Source organism: Alcanivorax sp. P2S70 (assembly GCF_000475295.1).
Lineage (GTDB): Bacteria > Pseudomonadota > Gammaproteobacteria > Pseudomonadales > Alcanivoracaceae > Alcanivorax > Alcanivorax profundi.
In genome coordinates this window covers 426,239-445,275 of record NZ_AXBZ01000034.1, presented here as the reverse complement: position 1 = coordinate 445,275, position 19,037 = coordinate 426,239, and the positions used below count along the sequence as shown (strand labels likewise).

18 protein-coding genes are annotated in these 19,037 nt (G+C 53.5%); 10 read left to right on the top strand and 8 right to left on the bottom strand.

The annotated features are described in order from the left end of the window. Window positions 1-109 precede the first annotated feature (109 nt). Window positions 110-586 carry a peroxiredoxin gene (locus Q672_RS29275; protein ID WP_022986078.1) on the top strand — a complete coding sequence of 159 codons (477 nt, stop codon included), beginning with the start codon at window positions 110-112 and terminating at the stop codon, window positions 584-586. Window positions 587-676: 90 nt separating this feature from the next. Here the strand turns inward: Q672_RS29275 and Q672_RS29270 are convergent, their stop codons facing one another. The 4 genes from Q672_RS29270 to Q672_RS29255 form a co-directional block, all read right to left on the bottom strand. Beyond that, a complete protein-coding gene (locus Q672_RS29270) occupies window positions 677-2,329 on the bottom strand; it encodes an alpha/beta hydrolase (RefSeq protein WP_022986077.1) in 1,653 nt (550 codons plus the stop codon). 187 nt (window positions 2,330-2,516) lie between these two features. Continuing rightward, window positions 2,517-3,686 carry a DUF481 domain-containing protein gene (locus Q672_RS29265; RefSeq protein WP_081703668.1) on the bottom strand — a complete coding sequence of 390 codons (1,170 nt, stop codon included), beginning with the start codon at window positions 3,684-3,686 and terminating at the stop codon, window positions 2,517-2,519. Then, window positions 3,686-4,744: a glutaminase A gene (glsA, locus tag Q672_RS29260; protein WP_022986075.1), complete on the bottom strand. Its 1,059-nt coding sequence runs from the start codon at window positions 4,742-4,744 to the stop codon at window positions 3,686-3,688. The genes Q672_RS29265 and glsA overlap by 1 nt, the downstream gene beginning before the upstream one ends. A gap of 32 nt (window positions 4,745-4,776) precedes the next feature. Next, window positions 4,777-5,943, bottom strand: a complete 1,167-nt coding sequence (locus Q672_RS29255; RefSeq protein ID WP_022986074.1) for a DcaP family trimeric outer membrane transporter — start codon at window positions 5,941-5,943, stop codon at window positions 4,777-4,779. A gap of 298 nt (window positions 5,944-6,241) precedes the next feature. Between Q672_RS29255 and Q672_RS29250 the strand changes: the two genes are divergently transcribed. From Q672_RS29250 to lepB, 8 genes are all read left to right on the top strand, one after another. Next, complete coding sequence (locus Q672_RS29250) at window positions 6,242-7,072, top strand: HAD family hydrolase (RefSeq protein WP_022986073.1); 831 nt, start codon at window positions 6,242-6,244, stop codon at window positions 7,070-7,072. An 86-nt stretch (window positions 7,073-7,158) separates the two neighbouring features. Further along, on the top strand, window positions 7,159-8,571 hold the full coding sequence (locus Q672_RS29245; protein ID WP_022986072.1) for an amidase: 1,413 nt from the start codon (window positions 7,159-7,161) through the stop codon (window positions 8,569-8,571). A gap of 570 nt (window positions 8,572-9,141) precedes the next feature. Next, window positions 9,142-9,600, top strand: coding sequence for a hypothetical protein (locus Q672_RS29240; protein ID WP_022986071.1), 459 nt, complete (start codon window positions 9,142-9,144; stop codon window positions 9,598-9,600). Window positions 9,601-9,657: 57 nt separating this feature from the next. Further along, window positions 9,658-10,020 carry a hypothetical protein gene (locus Q672_RS29235; protein WP_022986070.1) on the top strand — a complete coding sequence of 121 codons (363 nt, stop codon included), beginning with the start codon at window positions 9,658-9,660 and terminating at the stop codon, window positions 10,018-10,020. Between the two features lie 55 nt (window positions 10,021-10,075). Beyond that, complete coding sequence (locus Q672_RS29230) at window positions 10,076-10,771, top strand: hypothetical protein (RefSeq protein WP_031226736.1); 696 nt, start codon at window positions 10,076-10,078, stop codon at window positions 10,769-10,771. Between the two features lie 69 nt (window positions 10,772-10,840). Beyond that, entirely contained in the window at window positions 10,841-11,578 is a 738-nt protein-coding gene (locus Q672_RS0117300) for an HNH endonuclease (protein WP_022986068.1), read from the top strand. A 31-nt stretch (window positions 11,579-11,609) separates the two neighbouring features. Beyond that, complete coding sequence (locus Q672_RS29225; protein WP_022986067.1) at window positions 11,610-11,978, top strand: Imm39 family immunity protein; 369 nt, start codon at window positions 11,610-11,612, stop codon at window positions 11,976-11,978. Window positions 11,979-12,078: 100 nt separating this feature from the next. Then, on the top strand, window positions 12,079-12,903 hold the full coding sequence (gene lepB, locus Q672_RS34000) for a signal peptidase I (RefSeq protein ID WP_081703666.1): 825 nt from the start codon (window positions 12,079-12,081) through the stop codon (window positions 12,901-12,903). A gap of 523 nt (window positions 12,904-13,426) precedes the next feature. Here lepB and mmsB read toward each other — a convergent pair. The 3 genes from mmsB to Q672_RS29210 form a co-directional block, all read right to left on the bottom strand. Next, on the bottom strand, window positions 13,427-14,314 hold the full coding sequence (gene mmsB, locus Q672_RS29220; protein ID WP_022986065.1) for a 3-hydroxyisobutyrate dehydrogenase: 888 nt from the start codon (window positions 14,312-14,314) through the stop codon (window positions 13,427-13,429). A 132-nt stretch (window positions 14,315-14,446) separates the two neighbouring features. Continuing rightward, entirely contained in the window at window positions 14,447-15,598 is a 1,152-nt protein-coding gene (locus tag Q672_RS29215) for an acyl-CoA dehydrogenase family protein (RefSeq protein WP_022986064.1), read from the bottom strand. 166 nt (window positions 15,599-15,764) lie between these two features. Continuing rightward, window positions 15,765-17,261: a CoA-acylating methylmalonate-semialdehyde dehydrogenase gene (locus tag Q672_RS29210; protein ID WP_022986063.1), complete on the bottom strand. Its 1,497-nt coding sequence runs from the start codon at window positions 17,259-17,261 to the stop codon at window positions 15,765-15,767. A 101-nt stretch (window positions 17,262-17,362) separates the two neighbouring features. Between Q672_RS29210 and Q672_RS0117295 the strand changes: the two genes are divergently transcribed. Then, complete coding sequence (locus Q672_RS0117295; RefSeq protein WP_031226733.1) at window positions 17,363-18,271, top strand: helix-turn-helix domain-containing protein; 909 nt, start codon at window positions 17,363-17,365, stop codon at window positions 18,269-18,271. A gap of 5 nt (window positions 18,272-18,276) precedes the next feature. On the opposite strand, the gene Q672_RS29205 is transcribed toward Q672_RS0117295, so the two are convergent. Then, window positions 18,277-18,999, bottom strand: a complete 723-nt coding sequence (locus tag Q672_RS29205) for a DUF1963 domain-containing protein (RefSeq protein WP_022986061.1) — start codon at window positions 18,997-18,999, stop codon at window positions 18,277-18,279. Window positions 19,000-19,037 lie beyond the last annotated feature (38 nt).

Here is a 19,037-nt window from a genome sequence, read left to right as displayed (position 1 = left end):
ACACATTACTCACGACCAATCATGTTGACTTGAAGGCTTGCACTGGTGCCCCCACAGTAACGAATAGCGCCAATTGCCCTTAATTTCTGAGATTCGAAACGGAGCTACTATGAGCATTTCTGTCGGCGACACCCTCCCTGATGTCACCCTAAAGACCAACGGCGATAATGGCCCGGAAGATCTGGGTACTGGCGATTTTTTCAAAGGCCGCAAAGTCGTACTGTTTGCCGTTCCAGGGGCCTTCACCCCTGGCTGTTCCAATACCCACATGCCGGGTTTTGTGGTCAGTGCCGACACCATTCTGGAGAAAGCCGACCGTATTGCCTGTATGGCTGTGAACGATGCTTTTGTGATGGATGCCTGGCAGAAAGACCAAAATGCTGAGCACATCACCATGCTGGCTGATGGGAATGCCGAATTCACGAAAGCGCTCGGAATGGTTCTGGATGCCAGCGGCTTTGGCATGGGCACGCGCAGCAAGCGATTCGCCATGATTGTTAATGATGGCATCGTGGAGTATCTCGGTGTGGATGATAAGGGTGTGGATAAGAGCAGTGCAGAAACGGTGATTGCACACCTTGCTTGACACCAGGATCCTGCTGGCGGCTGGTGAGTCTTTGATCCGGCTGCCAGCCGCGCAGTTTCGCTCTGTGTTGCCGACAACCCTGACCCGCAGTCAGTGCTGACCGGAAAGGCGGTTACGCTCGATGAAGCGGGTGGAGTCCGTTCCGAAAGAACCTCCGTAACTTTCCCTCACCATTATCTTTTCAGCAATGCCATGCAGACGGTATTGCTCCAGCATCACCAAACCATAATTGGGCAAATGGGTGGTATCCACTTCCTTGTTGGTCTTCTCGCTTGCAGTCACCTTGTGATCGATGAAATCCTGCTCGTACACCAACTCCAGAATCGGAGCATTCACTGACACATCGGCCAACGCATGGCCATAAATCATCCGTTCGATATCATCGTGATAATCTGGTTGGTAGTAAGGCCATATCTCTTCCTCAAGGAAATTAGACCGGAACCAATGTGGCGAGAATGAACTCTGGCCCGTTGCAAGGAATGCACCACGAATACCCGATGACGTACGTCTCACAGGCGATGGATCATCGGGGTTCGCCAGCTGTTTGACCGCAGCATGAATTCCTGCCCCCGCCCCCAACGAAGAACCGGTGATAAAAATATCATCGGGGTTGATATTGAAAACGTCCGCATAATAACGGAAAAACTGAACCGCATGGCTCATATCATCCAGCGATACTGGATAACCGTTGCTATCTATGTCCTTGGCCGGGTGACGAAAGTCCAGTGACGCCACGGTAACCCCTCCGGCAGCACCACCGATTCCCATGTACGCGGACAAGGTCCCCTTCTTCGGGCCCAGCAGTGTTTCCTTGTTATGGTTGGCCGAGTGAGCATAGATGACAAGTGTGTTTGGTGCCCCTTGCGTATGCACACGTCCATCTTGCGTCGGATAATAGACATCAATTCGCAAGCCATTGGGTTCGGCATCAGGCCCGACCAGAGGCAGCCAACTGACCGCTGAATCACCGTAATAGATGTTGCTGTAGTAACCACACACCGGGTCGCAATCCGCGCGGGCAATATAGTGTTGCTGCATCAACTCTGCGCTAAAGGGGTCTGGCGCATCTGCGGCGGCCGGTGCCAGACCGGCTGTGATGGTCTTGTAACCACATGCCTGATCATTCGTAGTATCAACGCAGATTTTTACCTCAATGCTGCCACCGGCCTCCATGCCCCAGGGATAGGTCACTGAAAACTCCGCAGCAGCGTGACTTCCCTTATCGCGTGTCGACAACAATTCGCCATCTACATAATAGTAGTGGCTGGAATCTGTAGGTTTGAGCACGTCATAGTGAATATCAAACGGCGCATCCGGAGTGACATGATTTTTCACTCCGACCGTGTGAACTTCTACCGCCTGATCCAATGACAGCACGGCACCTGACCGGACCCGTATTTCGTCACAGATTTCATCACCATTTTCCAGCAGACAGATACCAATGGTTTTGATGCTGCCTTCGGGCAAACCGCCGGGGTAGGTCACAGAAAAGCGCCCGGGATCACTGCCAGTAACACTATTTGGTCGCGTTAATCTCAGACTATTGTCTACGTAGTAATAATGGTCGGACTGACTCTCAAAGGTGACATCGTAGTGCAAGGTGAAGGATTGGTTCGGAGTTACCACATTGCCTTGTTCCACGGCATGAATACGAACCTGCAACGGAACAGAGGCCATCACCGGCGCCCATGGCATTGCGGCCACAACGATTATTACACTGATGATCAAGTAAACGCCCTGCATATCCCTACTCCTGCACAGCGTGCCAAAACAAGGGGATGCAACGAGCATAGGAGCAGGAAAAAATTACCGCCATGCCGACAGCGCATTTTTCACTGGAATGGGGACAGTTTCAGCCCCGCGGCTAACCCTGTGGGGAGGCAACCCTCCTCATTTGGCTAGCTCGCGGCTCAGCGTTTGGACTGAGAGATTAAATTTCCAGTGCCAGCCCCAGTGTGGCGGTAAAGTCATCTTTTTGGGGGGTAACACCATCACTGTCCGGCTGCGGTCTTTCGATTCGCTTCCAGGTGCCTGAAATGCGTAAATCCAGCCGCTCTGTGAGATCCACATCCAGTGCAGTATAGAGATCATGTTTGGCTCTACCGGCAGCGGTTTCTGTCACCGTTACCTGATAGCTCATTTCCAACTCGATTTCATCCGTCAGGTCCTGCTCATAGAAAGTCCCAAACAGAAAAGCTGGCGTCGATACGGTTCGGTCTTCTCCTTCGGCAACATCGACATACTCTGTTCGCTGGTAGCCCGGACCCGCAGTAAACCACCAGTCCAGTTTAGGGGTATCGAATATCTGGTAACCGGCCCCCAGACCCACCGTCCACTCGGCCTCACGGTTTTGGAACGGGTCGCGATAATATTCAGCTTGCACCGGGCGCAAAAACCAGCGGTGGCTAATACGATAATCGTGCGAAAGACTGGCGGTATGATTATTCGCAAGCTCTTCGGATTCTGACTCCGAGTAATTCCCCGTATAACTCATCCTGGTGTAATTCTTGACGGTCCTGCGCTTCAATACCGCCTTGGCGTTGGCATCTTTCTGCTCAACGTTACCGCTTCGAAAATTGACCCCTGCAGAAATATCTGCAGACCATAAATCAAACTCTCTGGGGGAGGCCGTTGCGATACCCACCACCCGCTCAAACTCCACGGGCTCACCCCCAATGTGCAAACGGCCATTTTCGGTTGTCAGCCGCCCCAGAATAATCTCACCGCCATCCAGCAACACAGACTTGGTACGACCGGTACGGATATAGGCAACATCCTCCCAGTCGATGGAAATCAGATCGAAATGATCACTGTCAATTTCGATGGTTTCATCGTTGAGCACCTTGAGCCGCCCCTTGATCCACTCCCCTGTATCCAGCTGAATCCAGTCCCACTGTTGCACATCAAACGCAGGGGGTGTCCAGATTTCCGGAGGGGTACTGGCAGACTCGAAGGTCTGGTCTGCGGCGAACACAGAGTGGGGAATCAGCGCAACAAAAGAGGCAGCCAACATGGCTGCCCTTGTTGCCTGCCCGGCGTGGCCACCGGGCAGGATTTGCCGAGCTGTTTGGATTGCCCGGTTATGCATTGCGTATTTCATTACTTACCGTAAGGTTTGGCCTCGTACGGATTTCCCCCCAACGCGGCGGAAATATCTGCAATCGCTTTCTGAGCACGCACGCTGTTACCGGCGGCATCCAGCGGAGGCGAGATAGCGGCGATACCGAATTTTCCGGGAGAAACTGCGATGATACCACCGCCTACCCCACTCTTGGCAGGCAAGCCGGTCTTGTAAAGCCACTTGCCGGCATCGTCGTAGAGGCCGGCTGTCGCCATCACCGCCAGGATTTCCGGCATATCTTCGGGCTTGACCAGCTGCTTGCCCGTGACCGGGTTGGTGCCGGCATTGGCCAGCGTCGCCGCCATGGTTCCCAGATCTTTGGCATTGACCCCTACAGAGCACTGACGGGTGTAAATGTCGGTCGCTTGCAGCGGATCACCCTCGATGTGGCCATAGGCATACATCAGGTGAGCGATAGCCTGGTTACGCTGGTTGGTGTCCGCTTCGGATTTGTAGATATCTTCCAGCACGGTAAGTTCCCGGCCAGCAAAATCGCTGTAGTAGCCAAGAATCTTGTTCCAGATCTCATTGTAGCTCTTACCCGAGACCATACTGGTGGAGGTAATCGCACCGGCGTTCACCAGCGGGTTCATTTCATGGCCCTGGTGCTGCTCGATAGCGTAGATGGAATTGAATACCTGACCGGTGGCATCCACACCCACATTCTTCGGCAAAGCATCAATCCCCTTCTCTTCAGTCACCTTGGCCATGGTGAAGACCTTGGAGATCGACTGGATAGAGACTTCTGATTCAATATCGCCTACGGTGTAGACCTTGCCATCCACCGTAACCAGCACAATACCGAAGATATTGGAGTCCACCTTGGCCAGCGCCGGGATGTAATCCGCATTGGCGCCTTCCTTCAGGCCCTTGTACTTGTCATAGGCCTTTTTCAGGGCGTCGTTGATATTTTTCTCGGTCAACTTGCTGTCCACCGGTGTAGCCGCCGGTGCTTCTGTTTCCGCCGAGCAGCTGGCGCTGGCCATCGCCAGCATGCCAGCGAACATCAGGCTGAAAAACTTACGCGAATATTGCATTGCTCATGCTCCTTCTGAGTGACTCGTTGTTCTTACAGCAGATTGCCGCTGGAAAAACTGTATTTGACGCTGAATTGCACCCGGCGGTCATAACCGGTGGTGCCATCATTGGCGGTACGTTTACCGAACAGGTACTCCATCCCCATCATGACTTTGTCGTTAGGGGTATGCAGCAGGTTAACGGAGGCATACTCGCCCTTGTTGAAGGCATCTGCGGCCTGGAAATCCATGTTGTCGATTTCCGTTGAGCTGTAGCCAAACGAAGTGCTGTAGGCATCGTTCCAGTAGTGATCGTAGTAGGCGATGATGCCCGTCAGCGGCACCGCCTTGTAATCCGGATCAGCGGCATCACCGTCTGGCGCCATATCGACACCGCCATCGTTCATGTAGTTGGAAATACCGTTCCCATGAACCACGCCCAGAATGATGCGATCTTTTTCAAACATGTTGATGGTGGAGGTCAGATTCACCCCCCAGCCCAGCTCGCTGTCGTCAGGGCTGCCATCATCACCACCCGGGGTGTCATAACCCACCTGACGCAGAATGCCCGCCACCTGGAAATGCCCCCAATCGCCGACCTGACGGAAATGGGCAGTAATATCCGGATATTCATCATCTCCAGCAGCAGTATCAGGGCCTGCACTGGTTTCGTTGTCCACACCACTGCCGGGGTTCTCGATTGCCACCGCAAAGGTGGAATCCCCATTCACCGGGGTCCAGCGAATTTGAGGATTACGCAGGAACACCATGCCCGACGGGCCCCAGTAATCGATTACGTTGGGGAATACATCACCATCCATGAACACACTGTTGGTCTGGCCGGCAAGGATCGATTTCCACTCGCCATAGGCATGCCGTAGCCGAATCGTGGTCTGGCCCTCATCCGCGCCGACACCAAACATATCGAACTCGAATTTGGTGGTCAGCTCACTGTCTCCCGCCATGGTGCTGGCGTTCACGCCCAGGCGGCTCTGGCGCACACTCAGTACAGCTTGGCCGTCACTGCCAACCGCATCTTGATCATAGGGAATACGCCCGGGTCGAAGTGTGTCTTCCCATTCTGGTGAAACACGGTCAAAACCCTGCACATAATCCACCATGCCGAAGCCATACACTTCGAAGGAGGAATCTGCCACGCAAGTAAGAGGAGCCAGCAGCAGTGCTGCGCCGAGGCCACGGAGAGGAGTCATCGTACCCATAGTCATGCATCCCTGTTCTGTTCTTGTTGCCGCAACGCCATCCCTGTTGCCGGAACCCGTCGCGCTCCCAAGCGTTTTTGCTATATGGTCCGAATGTGATATGAACACATTACCAACAACGGTGTCACGAGGCTGACACGCCTGTATCGCAATTTAATGACAACACCATCACACTACCTTCACGCGAACCTGAAAATTCTGATTGCAGGAGTGCAAATAAAACCGTCTTAAAGGTGACTCGCCATGAGGGAAAAATAGAACGATTTCGTCGTCATTACAGGAGCCTAAAAAAAACGACATGAGTATTCTGCAGCTTCCTCACGCCCGACCGGATGCTATCCTGATGGACTGGCATGCCACCCTTGTCGACACCCACGACGCGATGTATCACGCTGTAGATGATGTCTTGCCTCACCTTGAAGAACTGGACCTCTGGGATCGACTGCTGGATCCCGATGATTCCAAAACCATAGAAGATGCAAAGCTTCTGATGTACGTCAAGGATCATCACCGGCTTCACCCCAAGATTGTGGCTCAGCGAAAAATTTCCCGGACTGACATTTTTGAGGTGCTTTTTGGCAGCGATCAGGAAGCCAAAGCCCGCGCGCACCAGGCATTTGATTCGGCTTACAAAAAATACGTTCAGGAAGTCCACCCGCTGGAACCGGACATACGCCGACAACTCGAGCGCATTCGTGCCATCCATATTCGCACAGGCCTTATCTCCAACCGCAAACGGGATTTCCTTGAGCACGAACTGGCGCTGGTCGATGGTACTGGCTGGGAAGACCTGTTTGACACTGTGGTCTGTGGCAGCGATGTGGCACGCCGCAAACCCGCGCCAGATATGCTGCTTGAAGCGCTGAAAAAACTGCAACTGCCTGCCGATGAACGCTGCTGGTACCTTGGCGACAGCACCACCGACGTAATCGCAGCCAAAGAAGCCGGAATCACCTCGATTTTCTATAATGGCGCGGGCTGGCCACAACCGTGGCTGGACAAGATTTTTCCGGATACCACCAAACATCCCCATCGACCGGATGCCGTAGTGAGCAGCATTGCCGAACTGGCGGACCTGGCCCGACACCTGCTTGCTCAACACAAGAGGGTAATCCGGGCGAAATCCTGACCGACAGAAGGATTGGCCCAGTTGCACACGTTCTTCGGCCCCTTTAATGGTACATTCGTGCCAACGAAACGCCACGGGACCGCACAATGAGCCAGCCTCACCTTCATGTTTTTACCGACGATGCCCTGGGCACCAGCGATGCCACCGCACTCGCACAACAACTGGCGCAAGGCAGAGTCAGCGCCACGGAGGTAACCGAAGCGGCAATTGCGCGGCTTGAGCGGGCTGCACCACTGAACGGATTGACCTTGGCGGCATTTGATAACGCACGTCGGCTCGCAAAAGATAACGCGTTCAGCGGCCGCTTTGCAGGCGTTCCCAGCCTGATCAAAGACAATATCGATATACAAGGACTTCCGACTCTCCATGGCAGTGCCGCCATGGGACGCAAGCCCATGAAGAAAACCAGCATCCTGGCCAAACAATACCTGGCCCAGGGCTTCAACTTGCTGGGCAAAAGCAGTCTGCCTGCGTTTGGGTTCACCGCCTCCACGGAAATGGCTCACACCCCTTCAACCCGCAACCCCTGGCATCTGGCGCATTCTGCAGGGGGCTCTTCCGGTGGCAGCGCGGCACTGGTGGCGGCCGGCGCCGTTCCCATCGCCCATGGCAACGATGGCGGCGGCTCCATCCGCATTCCCGCCGCGGCCTGCGGGCTGGTGGGACTCAAATGCACCCGCGGCAGACTGGTGACTCAGGAAGCCGGTAAAGCCCTGCCGATCAATATCATCAGTGATGGTGTGCTGACCCGTACGGTGCGCGACACGGCCAATTTTTTTGCCGAAGCGGAAATCAGCTATCGCAATCGAAAACTCCCGCCCATTGGTCAGATCAGTGGCCCGGGGAAACAGCGCCTGCGCATCGGCCTGATGGTGGACTCCATCGCCGGCGACCCGACCTGCGCGCAAACCCGCCTTGCGGTAGAGGCCACAGCCAAACGCCTGTCGGACCTCGGGCACCATGTAGATGTGGCACAGATTGATCTGCCGCAACGCTTCGTGGACGACTTTCTTCTGTACTGGGCCATGCTGGCCTTTTTCGTCAGCAAGTTTGGTCGCGTGCTGTTCCCGCAGGGATTCGACCGGCAGCAACTGGACCCGCTGACCCTCGGCCTTGCCCGTTATTATCAGCAACGCTTCCTGAAGACCCCGGGCATGCTGCGGCAGCTCCGCAAAAGCCAGGCCCATTACGCCGAAGTCTTCAGCCAGTTTGATGTGATGCTGACACCGGTACTCGCTCACACCACACCTGAGCTGGGTTATCTGGGCCCCACTGTCGACTTCGACACCCAACTGGAACGCCTGCTGCGCTATACCACCTTCACCCCGGCCAACAATGCGGCAGGCAGCCCCGCCATCTCCCTGCCGCTGGGACAAGCAGAAAACGGTTTGCCCATTGGTGTTCAACTTAATGGGCGCCACGGTGACGAACGCACCCTGCTGGAACTGGCGTTTGAACTGGAAGCAGCGCAACCGTTCCGTCGCCTTGATCAGGTTTGAGGAGCCCACCCTCGTACAGGAACCGCACGGGGCTCTACACAACACGCGAGCCCCCCTATCTGGCCGATCCCCTCATGCGCGGCACCGCTCGTGCGTTCGGCTTTTTTATCATCAAGGCGCTGGATTGAAGACGCCTGGAAGGCGAAAACCCATGCCGGCCCATTCCGCGAGCACAGGAAAATCTGGTCGCCGGAAAACATCGACCCTGCTGTTGGCCCGGCTGCCCACACCGGGAACGTGCCGGCAAGGCGTAGCCGAAAAGCGGAAGCACGACCGGCCGCAAGCAGAGTGAGGGCTTTCCTGTTTTCAACGGAACGCCGACTTCCAGATACACACCCCTTTGCAATTCTCTTTATAGTCAAGCACTTTGCTGTCATCCAACCCGGAAATTCCCGCCAGGAGTTATAAGGAAGCGTCTATATAACTCCGTGTAGGAGATTTGCCATTACGTCATAGCCTGTTGATATGGCAGGATTTTATCGGACGGGAAGCGACTACGGTTCCGGAGTTATATAGAACCGAGTTATACGGAACGTTCTAATTAATACGCTGTTATGTATAGGAGAGCGCATGGAAGATGCTCGATATGAAGAGCTAAAGAAAAAGTGGAATCAGCAATCTATCCCGGTGATTTTCAGGCCAGGAGGGAGTGAAAAGCTTCGGGTCAGGACGCCTTATCAGAAAGATAACCGCGAGTGGTTGAAGGTTGGGCACCGGATTAATCCAGAATGGATCAAAGATAAGAAATATTGGAGCCTTCCTAAGTCATGGTTTAATGACCTTGTGAACAAGTGCCTGAATAAATACGGCAAGGTCTATGTTATCCAGCCTTATAGAGAGCAGGAGAAGTGCGCGCCTGCATGTTGGAATGCAATAGGCCACGAATGTAACTGTTCATGCATGGGGGAGCATCACGGAGCACATGGGGGCAATAGTTCGTGGTTAGTTATTTCCGAAGCGTTTGCGACGCGGTGGGGTGATAAGCAGTATGCCTGTCGAACACTTTCAAAAGCCGTGGAGCAAACATAACAATAGGCAGCAGGCCGACCTTCGGCGGCTGTGCTAGGCGTTATGAGTAAGTAGAGAATGGCTCCTTTAATAGTGCTGGCCTTGTACGGGCTCATGTTTCTTGTTGTTGGTATCTTCGTACCCATGGACATGAGTAACGAATCGAGGCTGGCTTTCAATTTATTTGGAGGCGCAGCCATTCTCTTCGGCCCCTTGGTCATATTTTCATTCATTGACCAAAAGCTGGACCGAGTTGCGCTTTCAAAGTTTGGTTCGACCTGGTGTGTTGAGCAGGGCGTAGAATTTAGCGAGGTGAAAATTTACAAAAATCATTTCGCTTTATTATACACAGAGTCCGGGGCCGCGAAGCGTAAGAAGTTTAGAGCAAAGTTTATCCCAACAACTTGGCACATCAAGGAAGTGGAATGGTTGGAGAAATAGCTCATAACAAGGCAGAGCACGCGACAAGCGCGTGTCTGCGGCGTTAGGGGTGATCATGGTTGAGCTCACGACATTCGACGACCAGCAGGGACCTTGGTATCCAACCTCTGTCCATCGGCTGGAGACGTATCTCGGAAAGCTTATTGAACAAGGCCATGGCTACGTTCACGTTTACCAGCTAAAGAAAGACCTTGCTTACAATCTTCAATACATGGAGTTTCAGGATAGGGTTATACAGGACATAAAGCTGAGTTCTGTTCTCTACACCCAGTCCATTAAAACCATAGTTCTAGTTGGCTGTAGCATCATAGAATCGATACTTCATTTTTTGATCCTAAAGAACGGCCATCACACATCTATTGAGTGGGAAGAGAAAATTACGTTCAAAGGAAACCAAAAGAAGTTGGACGGTGAAGATGTGAGGGTGGACACGGTGATATACCGTAAGCTTCCTGAGAAGCGTCTTAAGCATATGACCTTTGACGCCATGATAAAATGCGCAAAATCTCATAGGCTTTTTGGAAGCTCCAAGATAATTTACGAAAAGCTTGAGTCGATGAGAAAGTTAAGGAATCGAATCCACCTTCAGGTAACTGACGATCGACCTGGCACAGACTGGACAACTTTCGATGCCCGGAACATTGACGATGCCTATTTGGTTTTATACTCGATTATGGTCAGTAGTCTTTTCTCGCCAAATTCTGAAGAAAAAGGTTACTTTTCCTACTTGCGGGGCCGCTTCAGCCCCTAACAAGGCCAAGCACAGGGACGCCTAACGGCGCCCCTGTTGGCAACGTTATGCTTTTCGAGGTCAGATTACATGACGAGTACTGAAGCCGCTTTCGTAATAGCCAAGAGGGTATTTCACGAAGAACTTACACAGACGGAGGGTGCTCGCCAGCTAAACGAAGAGTTTCGACTTAACATTAACTCAGCAAAAATAATGATAACTGTCTATGGAAAGATGATGAAAGGCCTAGAGTTCAAGCGTGCATTAAGCGTGCCTGACATGAGTTATTACTTGGCTCGTATTATGAGCGAGAATGATTCCAAATATTTACCTAACGCAGTAGAGGCGCTGTGGAAACATATTGCTTACTATGAAAAAAGAAATGGCGTAACTCTCAGATCTCTTCGGAATCTTCATTCATCATACTTGGCCATTGTTAATGGAATAACCAGCTTTAATGAATTAAGTGAATCTTTTGACGAGGCTGTCAAAAATGCAATGAACCTTACTGAAGGTCAGCGGAAGAAGCGTATTTCTCAAAAGAGTGTAATTCCAAAAACTAAACCTGTAGTCGTGTATGTCTATGAACGGAATCCCTACGTTGTGGCGGAAGTTCTAGCTAGGGCAAAAGGGGTGTGTGAGCGGTGTGAAGCTTCAGCACCTTTTAAAAGGAAAAAGGATGGAAGTCCATACTTGGAGGTTCACCACAAAATACGGCTTGCCGATGGTGGCGAAGATACGGTAACCAATGCTATCGCGCTGTGTCCAAACTGCCACCGAGATTTACATTTCGGTGAGCATAACAAAGCGCTGCAGGCAGACGGCTAACCTTGGGCACTTTATGCGGAATGGAGAGTGCATGAGCGATAAGCTGATAACTATTGGAGGAATAGGCCAGGCAAAAGGTCGGGTCAAAGGTATGGGGCCTGTTGATCTTGCTATACGTGATGAACTTGATGGAAAAATGAGAAAGCCTAACTGGTTAGCGAGCGCTCCGTTTGAAGGTGTTAGCATTATCTTGCGATATGCCGAAGCTTCCCGCGATAAGGTTTTATTTGAAAAAATAAATAAGCATAAAGAATTGCCTCTAGCCATAGATATATCGATGGAAGATCTGAAATCAACAGAAGGCAATCCTGACCAATTGAAAGCAATTGTCTGGCCGGCAATCGATAGGTGTATGTGTGCGGTTCAAAGTGAATATGGCCCAACCAGACTCAGCACATAAAAATCGCAGGCACAGCGACGGCTCTTACGTTGCGGCTCCGCCTCCACCACAAAGCCTCGCGTTCTGCGGGCGCTAGGCCAAATATAAGGAATTTCAATCCATGCCAAATAAATGGCTTTCAGTTTTTCTAGCATTCTTCTTTCGGCCAGCAGCCTTCATTTATTTGTCAGCTCATTGGTGGGCATTTTTTTATTTTTTCATCTCAATTATAGCCTTGTTGGCCGATGCCAATCTGGAAAGGCGCACTGGGGTTTCTGGACTATCCACTTTACTGTCTATTATCTGTGCAATCCATGCTTATAAATTAGCAAAAGCCACTAAATTTAACGATGGACGAAAATGGTTTAATCATTGGTGGGGCGCCCTTTCAATTCCAGTTTTTTTATTATTCATAATTTTCTTTTTTCGCTCATTTTTTTATGAAATATTTCAAATTCCTTCATTATCGATGATGCCAACACTTAAGTCTGGCGATTACATAGTGGTTTCCAAGCATGGGTATGGTTTGTATGATTCATTTGGTATCACCGTTTATGAAACTGATCTAGATAAAAGAAAAAAACCACAACGTGGAGAAATTTTTGTTCTGTACCCACCTGGAGACAGACCGGCATTTGTAGAGAGAATTATAGGGTTACCAAACGATGAAATCGTATTCTCTAACAAACAGCTGCGCATTAATGGCAGACTCGTCGACACCAAGCGGATGGGTGAGCCGCATATCTATCAAGAAACCCTGGATGGAAATTCGTACCAAGTGCAGTATTTCCATGAAAACAATCCATATCGCTCTGTTAGGTTGATAGTGCCTGAGGACTCATATTTCGTTATGGGTGACAACAGGGATAACTCGGCAGATAGCCGATTATGGGGGCCTGTTCCTGCAAAAAATATTGTCGGCAAAGTCGTACACATATGGAATTAACGCTTAACAAGTGCATCTTTCCTGGCTTGGGCAGACTCTTACCTTTTTCGCGCTGTGCCGATAAGAATCGGATAATATAGACACCAGGCAGCGAAAAGCACTATGTGAAATTGGAATTTTTGAGGTCTTGATATTCGCTATTTGGGGCGCATTCTTTCTCGGCTTGATTCTTCTATCGCGCAGTTTAACTACAGCCAAGCTTACAATGCTCGAATTACAGAGGATTACTTTTCTCTTAAGCATGATCTAAAGATGGATCTAAACTTATATACATTTCTAAAGCGACCATGCTAATCCCGTTGATTCCTCAGCGCCGCTACTTTTTGATACGCGCTATCAGCAACCCTCATCACATCGTGAGCTGAATCACCATAGGCATTACCCTCAGCTACCCATCCCTTCTGCCAGCTGACGATAGTTGACAGCGAAAACCAAAAAGGCCGCCCGATTTGGGTGCGGCCTTTATCATTCCTGCCTGAAAGGTGTTCACACGCGCGTTATTCACTGTTAACTGTCTTACGCCCTACTCCTTGTGTCGAAAAAAACGCTGAATGCTGGAAAAGTCTTTTTCAGCGTAGCCATGATTACCATGTGCGGCATACAGGGATTTCGCCAGATTCCCCATGGGGGTTGCCGACTGGCTGCTTAGTGCAGCTTGCAGTGCCAACCCCAGATCCTTGTTCATTAGTTTGACGGCGAAGCCGCCTTCATACTCGTTTGATGCCGGCACATTTTCCATGACGCCGGGCCAGGGATTGTACTTGTCCAGCGACCAGTTATCCCCTGAGCTGGCTTTCATGATCTCGGAAAGCACCGCAGGATCGAGACCATGATCTGCCCCCATCTGCAAGGCTTCTGCCGTACCAATCATATGGATGGCGAGGAGCATGTTGTTACAGATTTTGGCCAGCTGCCCTGCGCCATTGTCCCCGGCACGAAAGACCTGCGCGCCCATGCACTCGAGCACGGTACGTGCCCGATCAATGGCCTCTTCCTGACCACCACAGATAAAGGTCAGCGTACCGGCTTTGGCGCCGCCCACCCCACCGGAGACCGGCGCATCGATCATCACCCTGCCCTGCTCTTTGGCGATGGCGGCCACCTCACGGGCTGTGTCGGCATCGATGGTGGAGCAGTCGATAATCAGGGCACTGGCATCGATATGCTTCAGCACACCCGCTTCACCCAGATAGAGGCCACGCACGGCGCCCGCCGACGGCAACATGCTGATGACAACGTCAGCGCCCTGCACCGCTTGCGCGGCACTGTCTGCCGCTTTGGCACCCTGTTCCACCGCCGCGTTGAGAAGCTCGGGCACCAGATCAAAGGCAATCACCTCATGGCCGGCCTTGACCAGGTTGGCCGCCATGGGGCCACCCATATGACCGACACCGAAGAATCCGATTTTCATTGTTATCTCTCCCTGCCTCTTATACGGACGGATATTGATGCGTATTGGGTAAAGGGTCTGAGGTTGTAAGCCAGACGCTTGAACCCGATTTTTTTATCGTCTGAGGTCTAACCCCAGACGTCCGGCTTTTCTTTACAGAAACGACAAATCCTTGAGCACATTGCGCGCAATGATCACGCGCATGATTTCGTTGGTACCTTCCAGAATCTGGTGAACGCGGGCATCACGCAGGTAGCGCTCCAATGGATATTCGCGGATGTACCCATAGCCCCCGTGCAGCTGAAGCGCCTGGTTGCAGACGTTGAAACACAGGTCCGTGGCCATGCGTTTGGCCATGGCGCAGAGCATGCTTTTGTCGGGGTGATTGTGATCCAGCTTCCAGGCGGCCAGCCGTACCATCTGCTGTGCCGCGACCAGCTCCGTTGCCATATCTGCCAGAGAAAACTGCACGGTCTGGAAATCGCCGATGACCTGGCCAAATTGTTTGCGTTCCTGCACATACTGCTGCGCTTGCTTCAAGGCCGCCTGGGCCGCGCCCAGTGAGCAACTGGCAATATTGATACGCCCGCCATCAAGGCCACTCATGGCGATTTTGAAGCCCTGCCCTTCTTCACCCATCAGGCACTCGGCCGGGATACGCGCCTGTTCCAGGATCACCGCGCGGGTGGGCTGGCTTTTCCAGCCCATCTTGTCTTCATTGCGTCCGTAGGAAATCCCCGGCGTGTCTGCAGGCACGGCAAAGCAGGAAATGCCGCCAGCACCCTGTCCACCCGTACGCGCCATCAATACCAACACATCGGTATCACCTGCCCCGGAAATAAAGGCCTTTGCGCCATTCAGTACATAGCTGTCACCGTCCTTTCTCGCAGTGGTTGTCAGCGACGCGGCATCGGAGCCGGCGTTAGGCTCCGTCAGACAATAGGACGCCAGTTTTTCACCCGACATCAACGCATCTGCCCAGCGTGCACGGGTGGCATCATTGCCATAGCGCGTCAGCATCCAGGTGGCCATGTTATGAATGGTGATAAAGGCGGTGGTGGACGTGCAGCCCTGAGAGAGCTGTTCAAAAACCAATGCGGCATCCAGGCGTGACAGCCCCATGCCACCGTGTTCTTCGGCACAGTACAGCGAGCAAAAACCCAACTCCCCCGCCTGACGAATCGCATCCTTCGGGAAAACGCTGTTGGCATCCCATTCAGCGGCAAAGGGTGCCAGAGCCTTTTCGGAAAACTGTCTGGCCGTTTCGCGGAAGGCCAGCTGCTCTTCAGTAAAAGAAAAATCCACGGTTGATCCTTTCAAGATCGCTGATAGTTATCTCGCCGTAGGCGCGTCGCTGGCGGCGCGATTTCTGCCTCGGTTATCGCGCCGCCAGCGACGCTCCTACAGTGATGTATCTCCACCATCGAACGCAGAATGCGGAGATGGGCATTCGCCCATTTCCGCCCTACGATCATTTCAAATGAATACTCATATTCGGGCCGCTTGCCGGGATGTCATCGTCGAACCAGCGGCTGGTGACGGTCTTGGTTTCCGTATAGAACCGCACCGCCTGTTTGCCGTACGCATGCTGGTCGCCGTAGAACGATCCTTTCCAGCCAGTGAAGCTGAAGAACGGCAGTGGCACCGGGATCGGTACGTTGATCCCCACCTGCCCCACTTCCACTTCGTGCTGGTATTTACGGGCGGCAGCACCGCTGGCGGTAAAGATGGAAGTGCCATTGCCGTAGGGGCTGTTATTCACCAACGCCAATGCTTCTTCCAGGGAATCCACGGTGACACAGCACAACACCGGGCCGAAAATTTCTTCCCGGTAAATGGCCATGTCCGGTGTCACATCGGTGAACAGGGTCGGGCCAACCCAGTTACCATCGGGCAGGCCTTCCACGGTGCAATCGGAGCCATCCAGTAGACAGGTTGCGCCCTCCTCCTTGCCCTGCTTGATCAGTGTCAGCACCCGTTGTTTGGCCTGGGGGCTGATCTGTGGTCCGTAGGCCGCTTGCGGATCGTTCCAGGCACCGGGGCGGATGTTGGCAAACTCGTCCTTGAGTTCATCCACCCAGGCTTTTGAGTCGCCGACGAATACGGCCACGCTGATGGCCATGCACCGCTGCCCCGCCGCCCCACAGGACGCCCCCACCAGGCTGTTGATCACCTGGTTCTTGTTGGCATCGGGCATGATCACCATGTGGTTCTTGGCACCGGCGAAACATTGGGCCCGTTTCATGTGATCCGTGGCGGTGCGGTAAACGTGCTGCCCCACCGGCACCGAACCAACAAAGGACACGGCCTTGATATCAGGATGGGTGAGCAGGGTGTCCACCTGCTCCTTGCCACCATGTACCAACTGCAGCACTCCCGGGGGCGCGCCCGCTTGAAGAAACAGTTCCACCAACCGGTTGGGGGTCATGGGGTCCTGCTCGGAGGGCTTGAGGACAAAGGTATTCCCCGCAGCAATGGCCAGCGGGAACATCCACAGCGGGATCATGGCGGGAAAGTTGAAGGGGGTAATGCCTGCGCATACGCCCAGCGGCTGGGTCCAGGAATGGGTGTCGATGCTGCGCGCCACGTTTTCCACCGTTTCCCCCATCATCAACGAGGCAATGTTAGCGGCCTGTTCGGCGACTTCGATACCGCGCCAGACATCCCCCTTGGCATCCTCGAAGGTCTTGCCGGTTTCCTGACTAAGGATCTCGGCAATTTCTTCCTGATGCTCTTTCAGCAACGCCTGATAACGCAGCATCAACCGTGCCCGCTCAGATACCGGCACTTCCTTCCAGCTTTCAAACGCCGCCTTGGCAGCGGCGATGGCTTGCTCCATTTCGTCTGCCGTGGCGGCAGGGGCCTCACAAAGAATTGCCTGGGTAGCCGGGTTGGTCACGGGGATCCACTCACGGGTCTGACTGGCAACGAACTCGCCGTTGATCAACAGGGGCAGGCGATGGGGCATAACAACTCTCCAGAGGGTATCGGTTCTGGTGCCAGTTGTAGCACAGCCCCAGCCGATGGCAGATAGTCCTTTTTGCCGCCTAATGGACTATATTGCGGTTTATGAGCCTCTCAACATCCTCTTCACATGGTCACGCGGAGCCCTCCAGCTGGCCACTGTCAGAACGCGGTCAGCGGACGGTTATCCCGCCCGCGGTACTGGACAGCATTGCCGGGCACCCACTGTGTGCAGGCTGCATGCCCCATGGTGTCGGCTTTTATCCACGTGCACGGGGGCATCGCATGCAGCGGCGCAGGCCCGCGGATGACCTGTTGATCTACTGCATTGCCGGGCAAGGAATCTTGCAGGTGGATGGCCACGAACAATCCATCGACGCAGGCGATCTGGTGTTGTTGCCCAATGGGGTCGCGCATCAATACCAGGCCGACCCGGCCCAACCGTGGAGCATCTACTGGGTGCACCTGGGCGGCCATGATGTGGCACGTTTTTTTGACGAAATTGCCAGTCAGGCCGGTGACTACAAGGTTCATATCGGCGTTCATTCACGACTGGCGGAGACCTTCCAGGCCCTGCTGGTGGCGGCTACCCGGGTTCAACCGGAACACCTGGTGTATGCCGCCAACCTGCTACGCAGCCTGCTGGCCTTTGCCGCCCTGATGCGCCATCAACATCTGGCTCGCCATGCCACGCTGGACGTGACCCGGGTCAACAGTTACCTGCAAACCGCGCTGGATCGGCGCCTGTCGCTGGACGAGTTGGTCGATGCCACCAGCACGCTGTCCCGTTATCACTTTATTCGTGAATACAAACGGCAGACCGGACAAACCCCCATGCAGGCTTTTCAGCGCATCAAAGTCAGCCATGCCTGTTATTTGCTGGATATTACCGAGGAGAGTGTAGTGCAGGTCGCCGCCCGGCTGGGCTATGACGACCCTTATTATTTTTCACGGTTATTCAAGAAACAGATGGGGGTCTCGCCACAACAATATCGGCGCGAGCGGGGGCAGTAACCGGCTTACATCTCCCGGTTCTGCCAGGTAAGCGTCATGATGTCCCGGTGGGTGTCGCACTGAAATACATGGGCGCAACCATAATAGCCAAAGCAGAAGGGCAGGGTATCCGACGAGTCCAGTTGCAGCACAAAGTTCATCGGTTGCTGGCAACAAGGACAACTGGGGTACGCCACCCCTTCCACCCAGTGAGGCCAGCCCAGCAGCTTGTCCCCTGGCCGTGGAGCGGGTCGATGGGCATGCAACAATGCCAGCGTACCCTTCGGATGACGATCATTGACCGCTTCGGTTTCTTCACTGTCGGGATAATCGGTCAGTGCAATCCAGCCTGTCAGGGCTTGTTCGGGAAACGCATTGGGCTGGTTGAATGGCAGAGCCTCAAAGCCCTGGGCCTGGTCTCGTGGGATAACACGCACCAATGAGGCATCCGAGAAAGGCAAATGTGCCTGGCCAAGCACCTCGCAATCCTCTTCTCCGTTGGTGCAATAAAATACCTGCAGAACGCCATCCCCGAAGGGCGAGAAAGCAGGCAAGTCCCGGGAATCCAGTTGCACCATCAGTTGCATGGGCTCGTGGCAGCAGGCACAGCACGGCCAGCTTTCATCCGGCTTCAGCAGCGGCAGGCCTCCAAACTTGGACATGGCGCCTGGTACCGCCGGGCCCGCCTGGGGACGCCAGGCAGGACGGGAAAAGGAATCCAGTCTGAGTTTGATTTCTTCGGGCAGCATGTCACGTCCTCTTACGTCCGTGCCAGATTGCCCCTGCG

Bases quoted from the DNA above. Each gene is read 5' to 3' on its own strand.
- Q672_RS29240 (WP_022986071.1), top strand. From the start codon at position 9,142: ATGGAAGATGCTCGATATGAAGAGCTAAAGAAAAAGTGGAATCAGCAA.
- Q672_RS29245 (WP_022986072.1), top strand. From the start codon at position 7,159: ATGAGCCAGCCTCACCTTCATGTTTTTACCGACGATGCCCTGGGCACC.
- Q672_RS0117300 (WP_022986068.1), top strand. From the start codon at position 10,841: ATGACGAGTACTGAAGCCGCTTTCGTAATAGCCAAGAGGGTATTTCAC.
- glsA (WP_022986075.1), bottom strand. From the start codon at position 4,744: ATGCAATATTCGCGTAAGTTTTTCAGCCTGATGTTCGCTGGCATGCTG.
- Q672_RS29255 (WP_022986074.1), bottom strand. From the start codon at position 5,943: ATGGGTACGATGACTCCTCTCCGTGGCCTCGGCGCAGCACTGCTGCTG.
- Q672_RS29225 (WP_022986067.1), top strand. From the start codon at position 11,610: ATGAGCGATAAGCTGATAACTATTGGAGGAATAGGCCAGGCAAAAGGT.
- Q672_RS29275 (WP_022986078.1), top strand. From the start codon at position 110: ATGAGCATTTCTGTCGGCGACACCCTCCCTGATGTCACCCTAAAGACC.
- Q672_RS29210 (WP_022986063.1), bottom strand. From the start codon at position 17,261: ATGCCCCATCGCCTGCCCCTGTTGATCAACGGCGAGTTCGTTGCCAGT.
- lepB (WP_081703666.1), top strand. From the start codon at position 12,079: ATGCCAAATAAATGGCTTTCAGTTTTTCTAGCATTCTTCTTTCGGCCA.
- Q672_RS29270 (WP_022986077.1), bottom strand. From the start codon at position 2,329: ATGCAGGGCGTTTACTTGATCATCAGTGTAATAATCGTTGTGGCCGCA.
- Q672_RS29235 (WP_022986070.1), top strand. From the start codon at position 9,658: ATGGCTCCTTTAATAGTGCTGGCCTTGTACGGGCTCATGTTTCTTGTT.
- Q672_RS29205 (WP_022986061.1), bottom strand. From the start codon at position 18,999: ATGCTGCCCGAAGAAATCAAACTCAGACTGGATTCCTTTTCCCGTCCT.
- Q672_RS29265 (WP_081703668.1), bottom strand. From the start codon at position 3,686: ATGAAATACGCAATGCATAACCGGGCAATCCAAACAGCTCGGCAAATC.
- Q672_RS29230 (WP_031226736.1), top strand. From the start codon at position 10,076: ATGGTTGAGCTCACGACATTCGACGACCAGCAGGGACCTTGGTATCCA.
- mmsB (WP_022986065.1), bottom strand. From the start codon at position 14,314: ATGAAAATCGGATTCTTCGGTGTCGGTCATATGGGTGGCCCCATGGCG.
- Q672_RS29250 (WP_022986073.1), top strand. From the start codon at position 6,242: ATGAGTATTCTGCAGCTTCCTCACGCCCGACCGGATGCTATCCTGATG.
- Q672_RS0117295 (WP_031226733.1), top strand. From the start codon at position 17,363: ATGAGCCTCTCAACATCCTCTTCACATGGTCACGCGGAGCCCTCCAGC.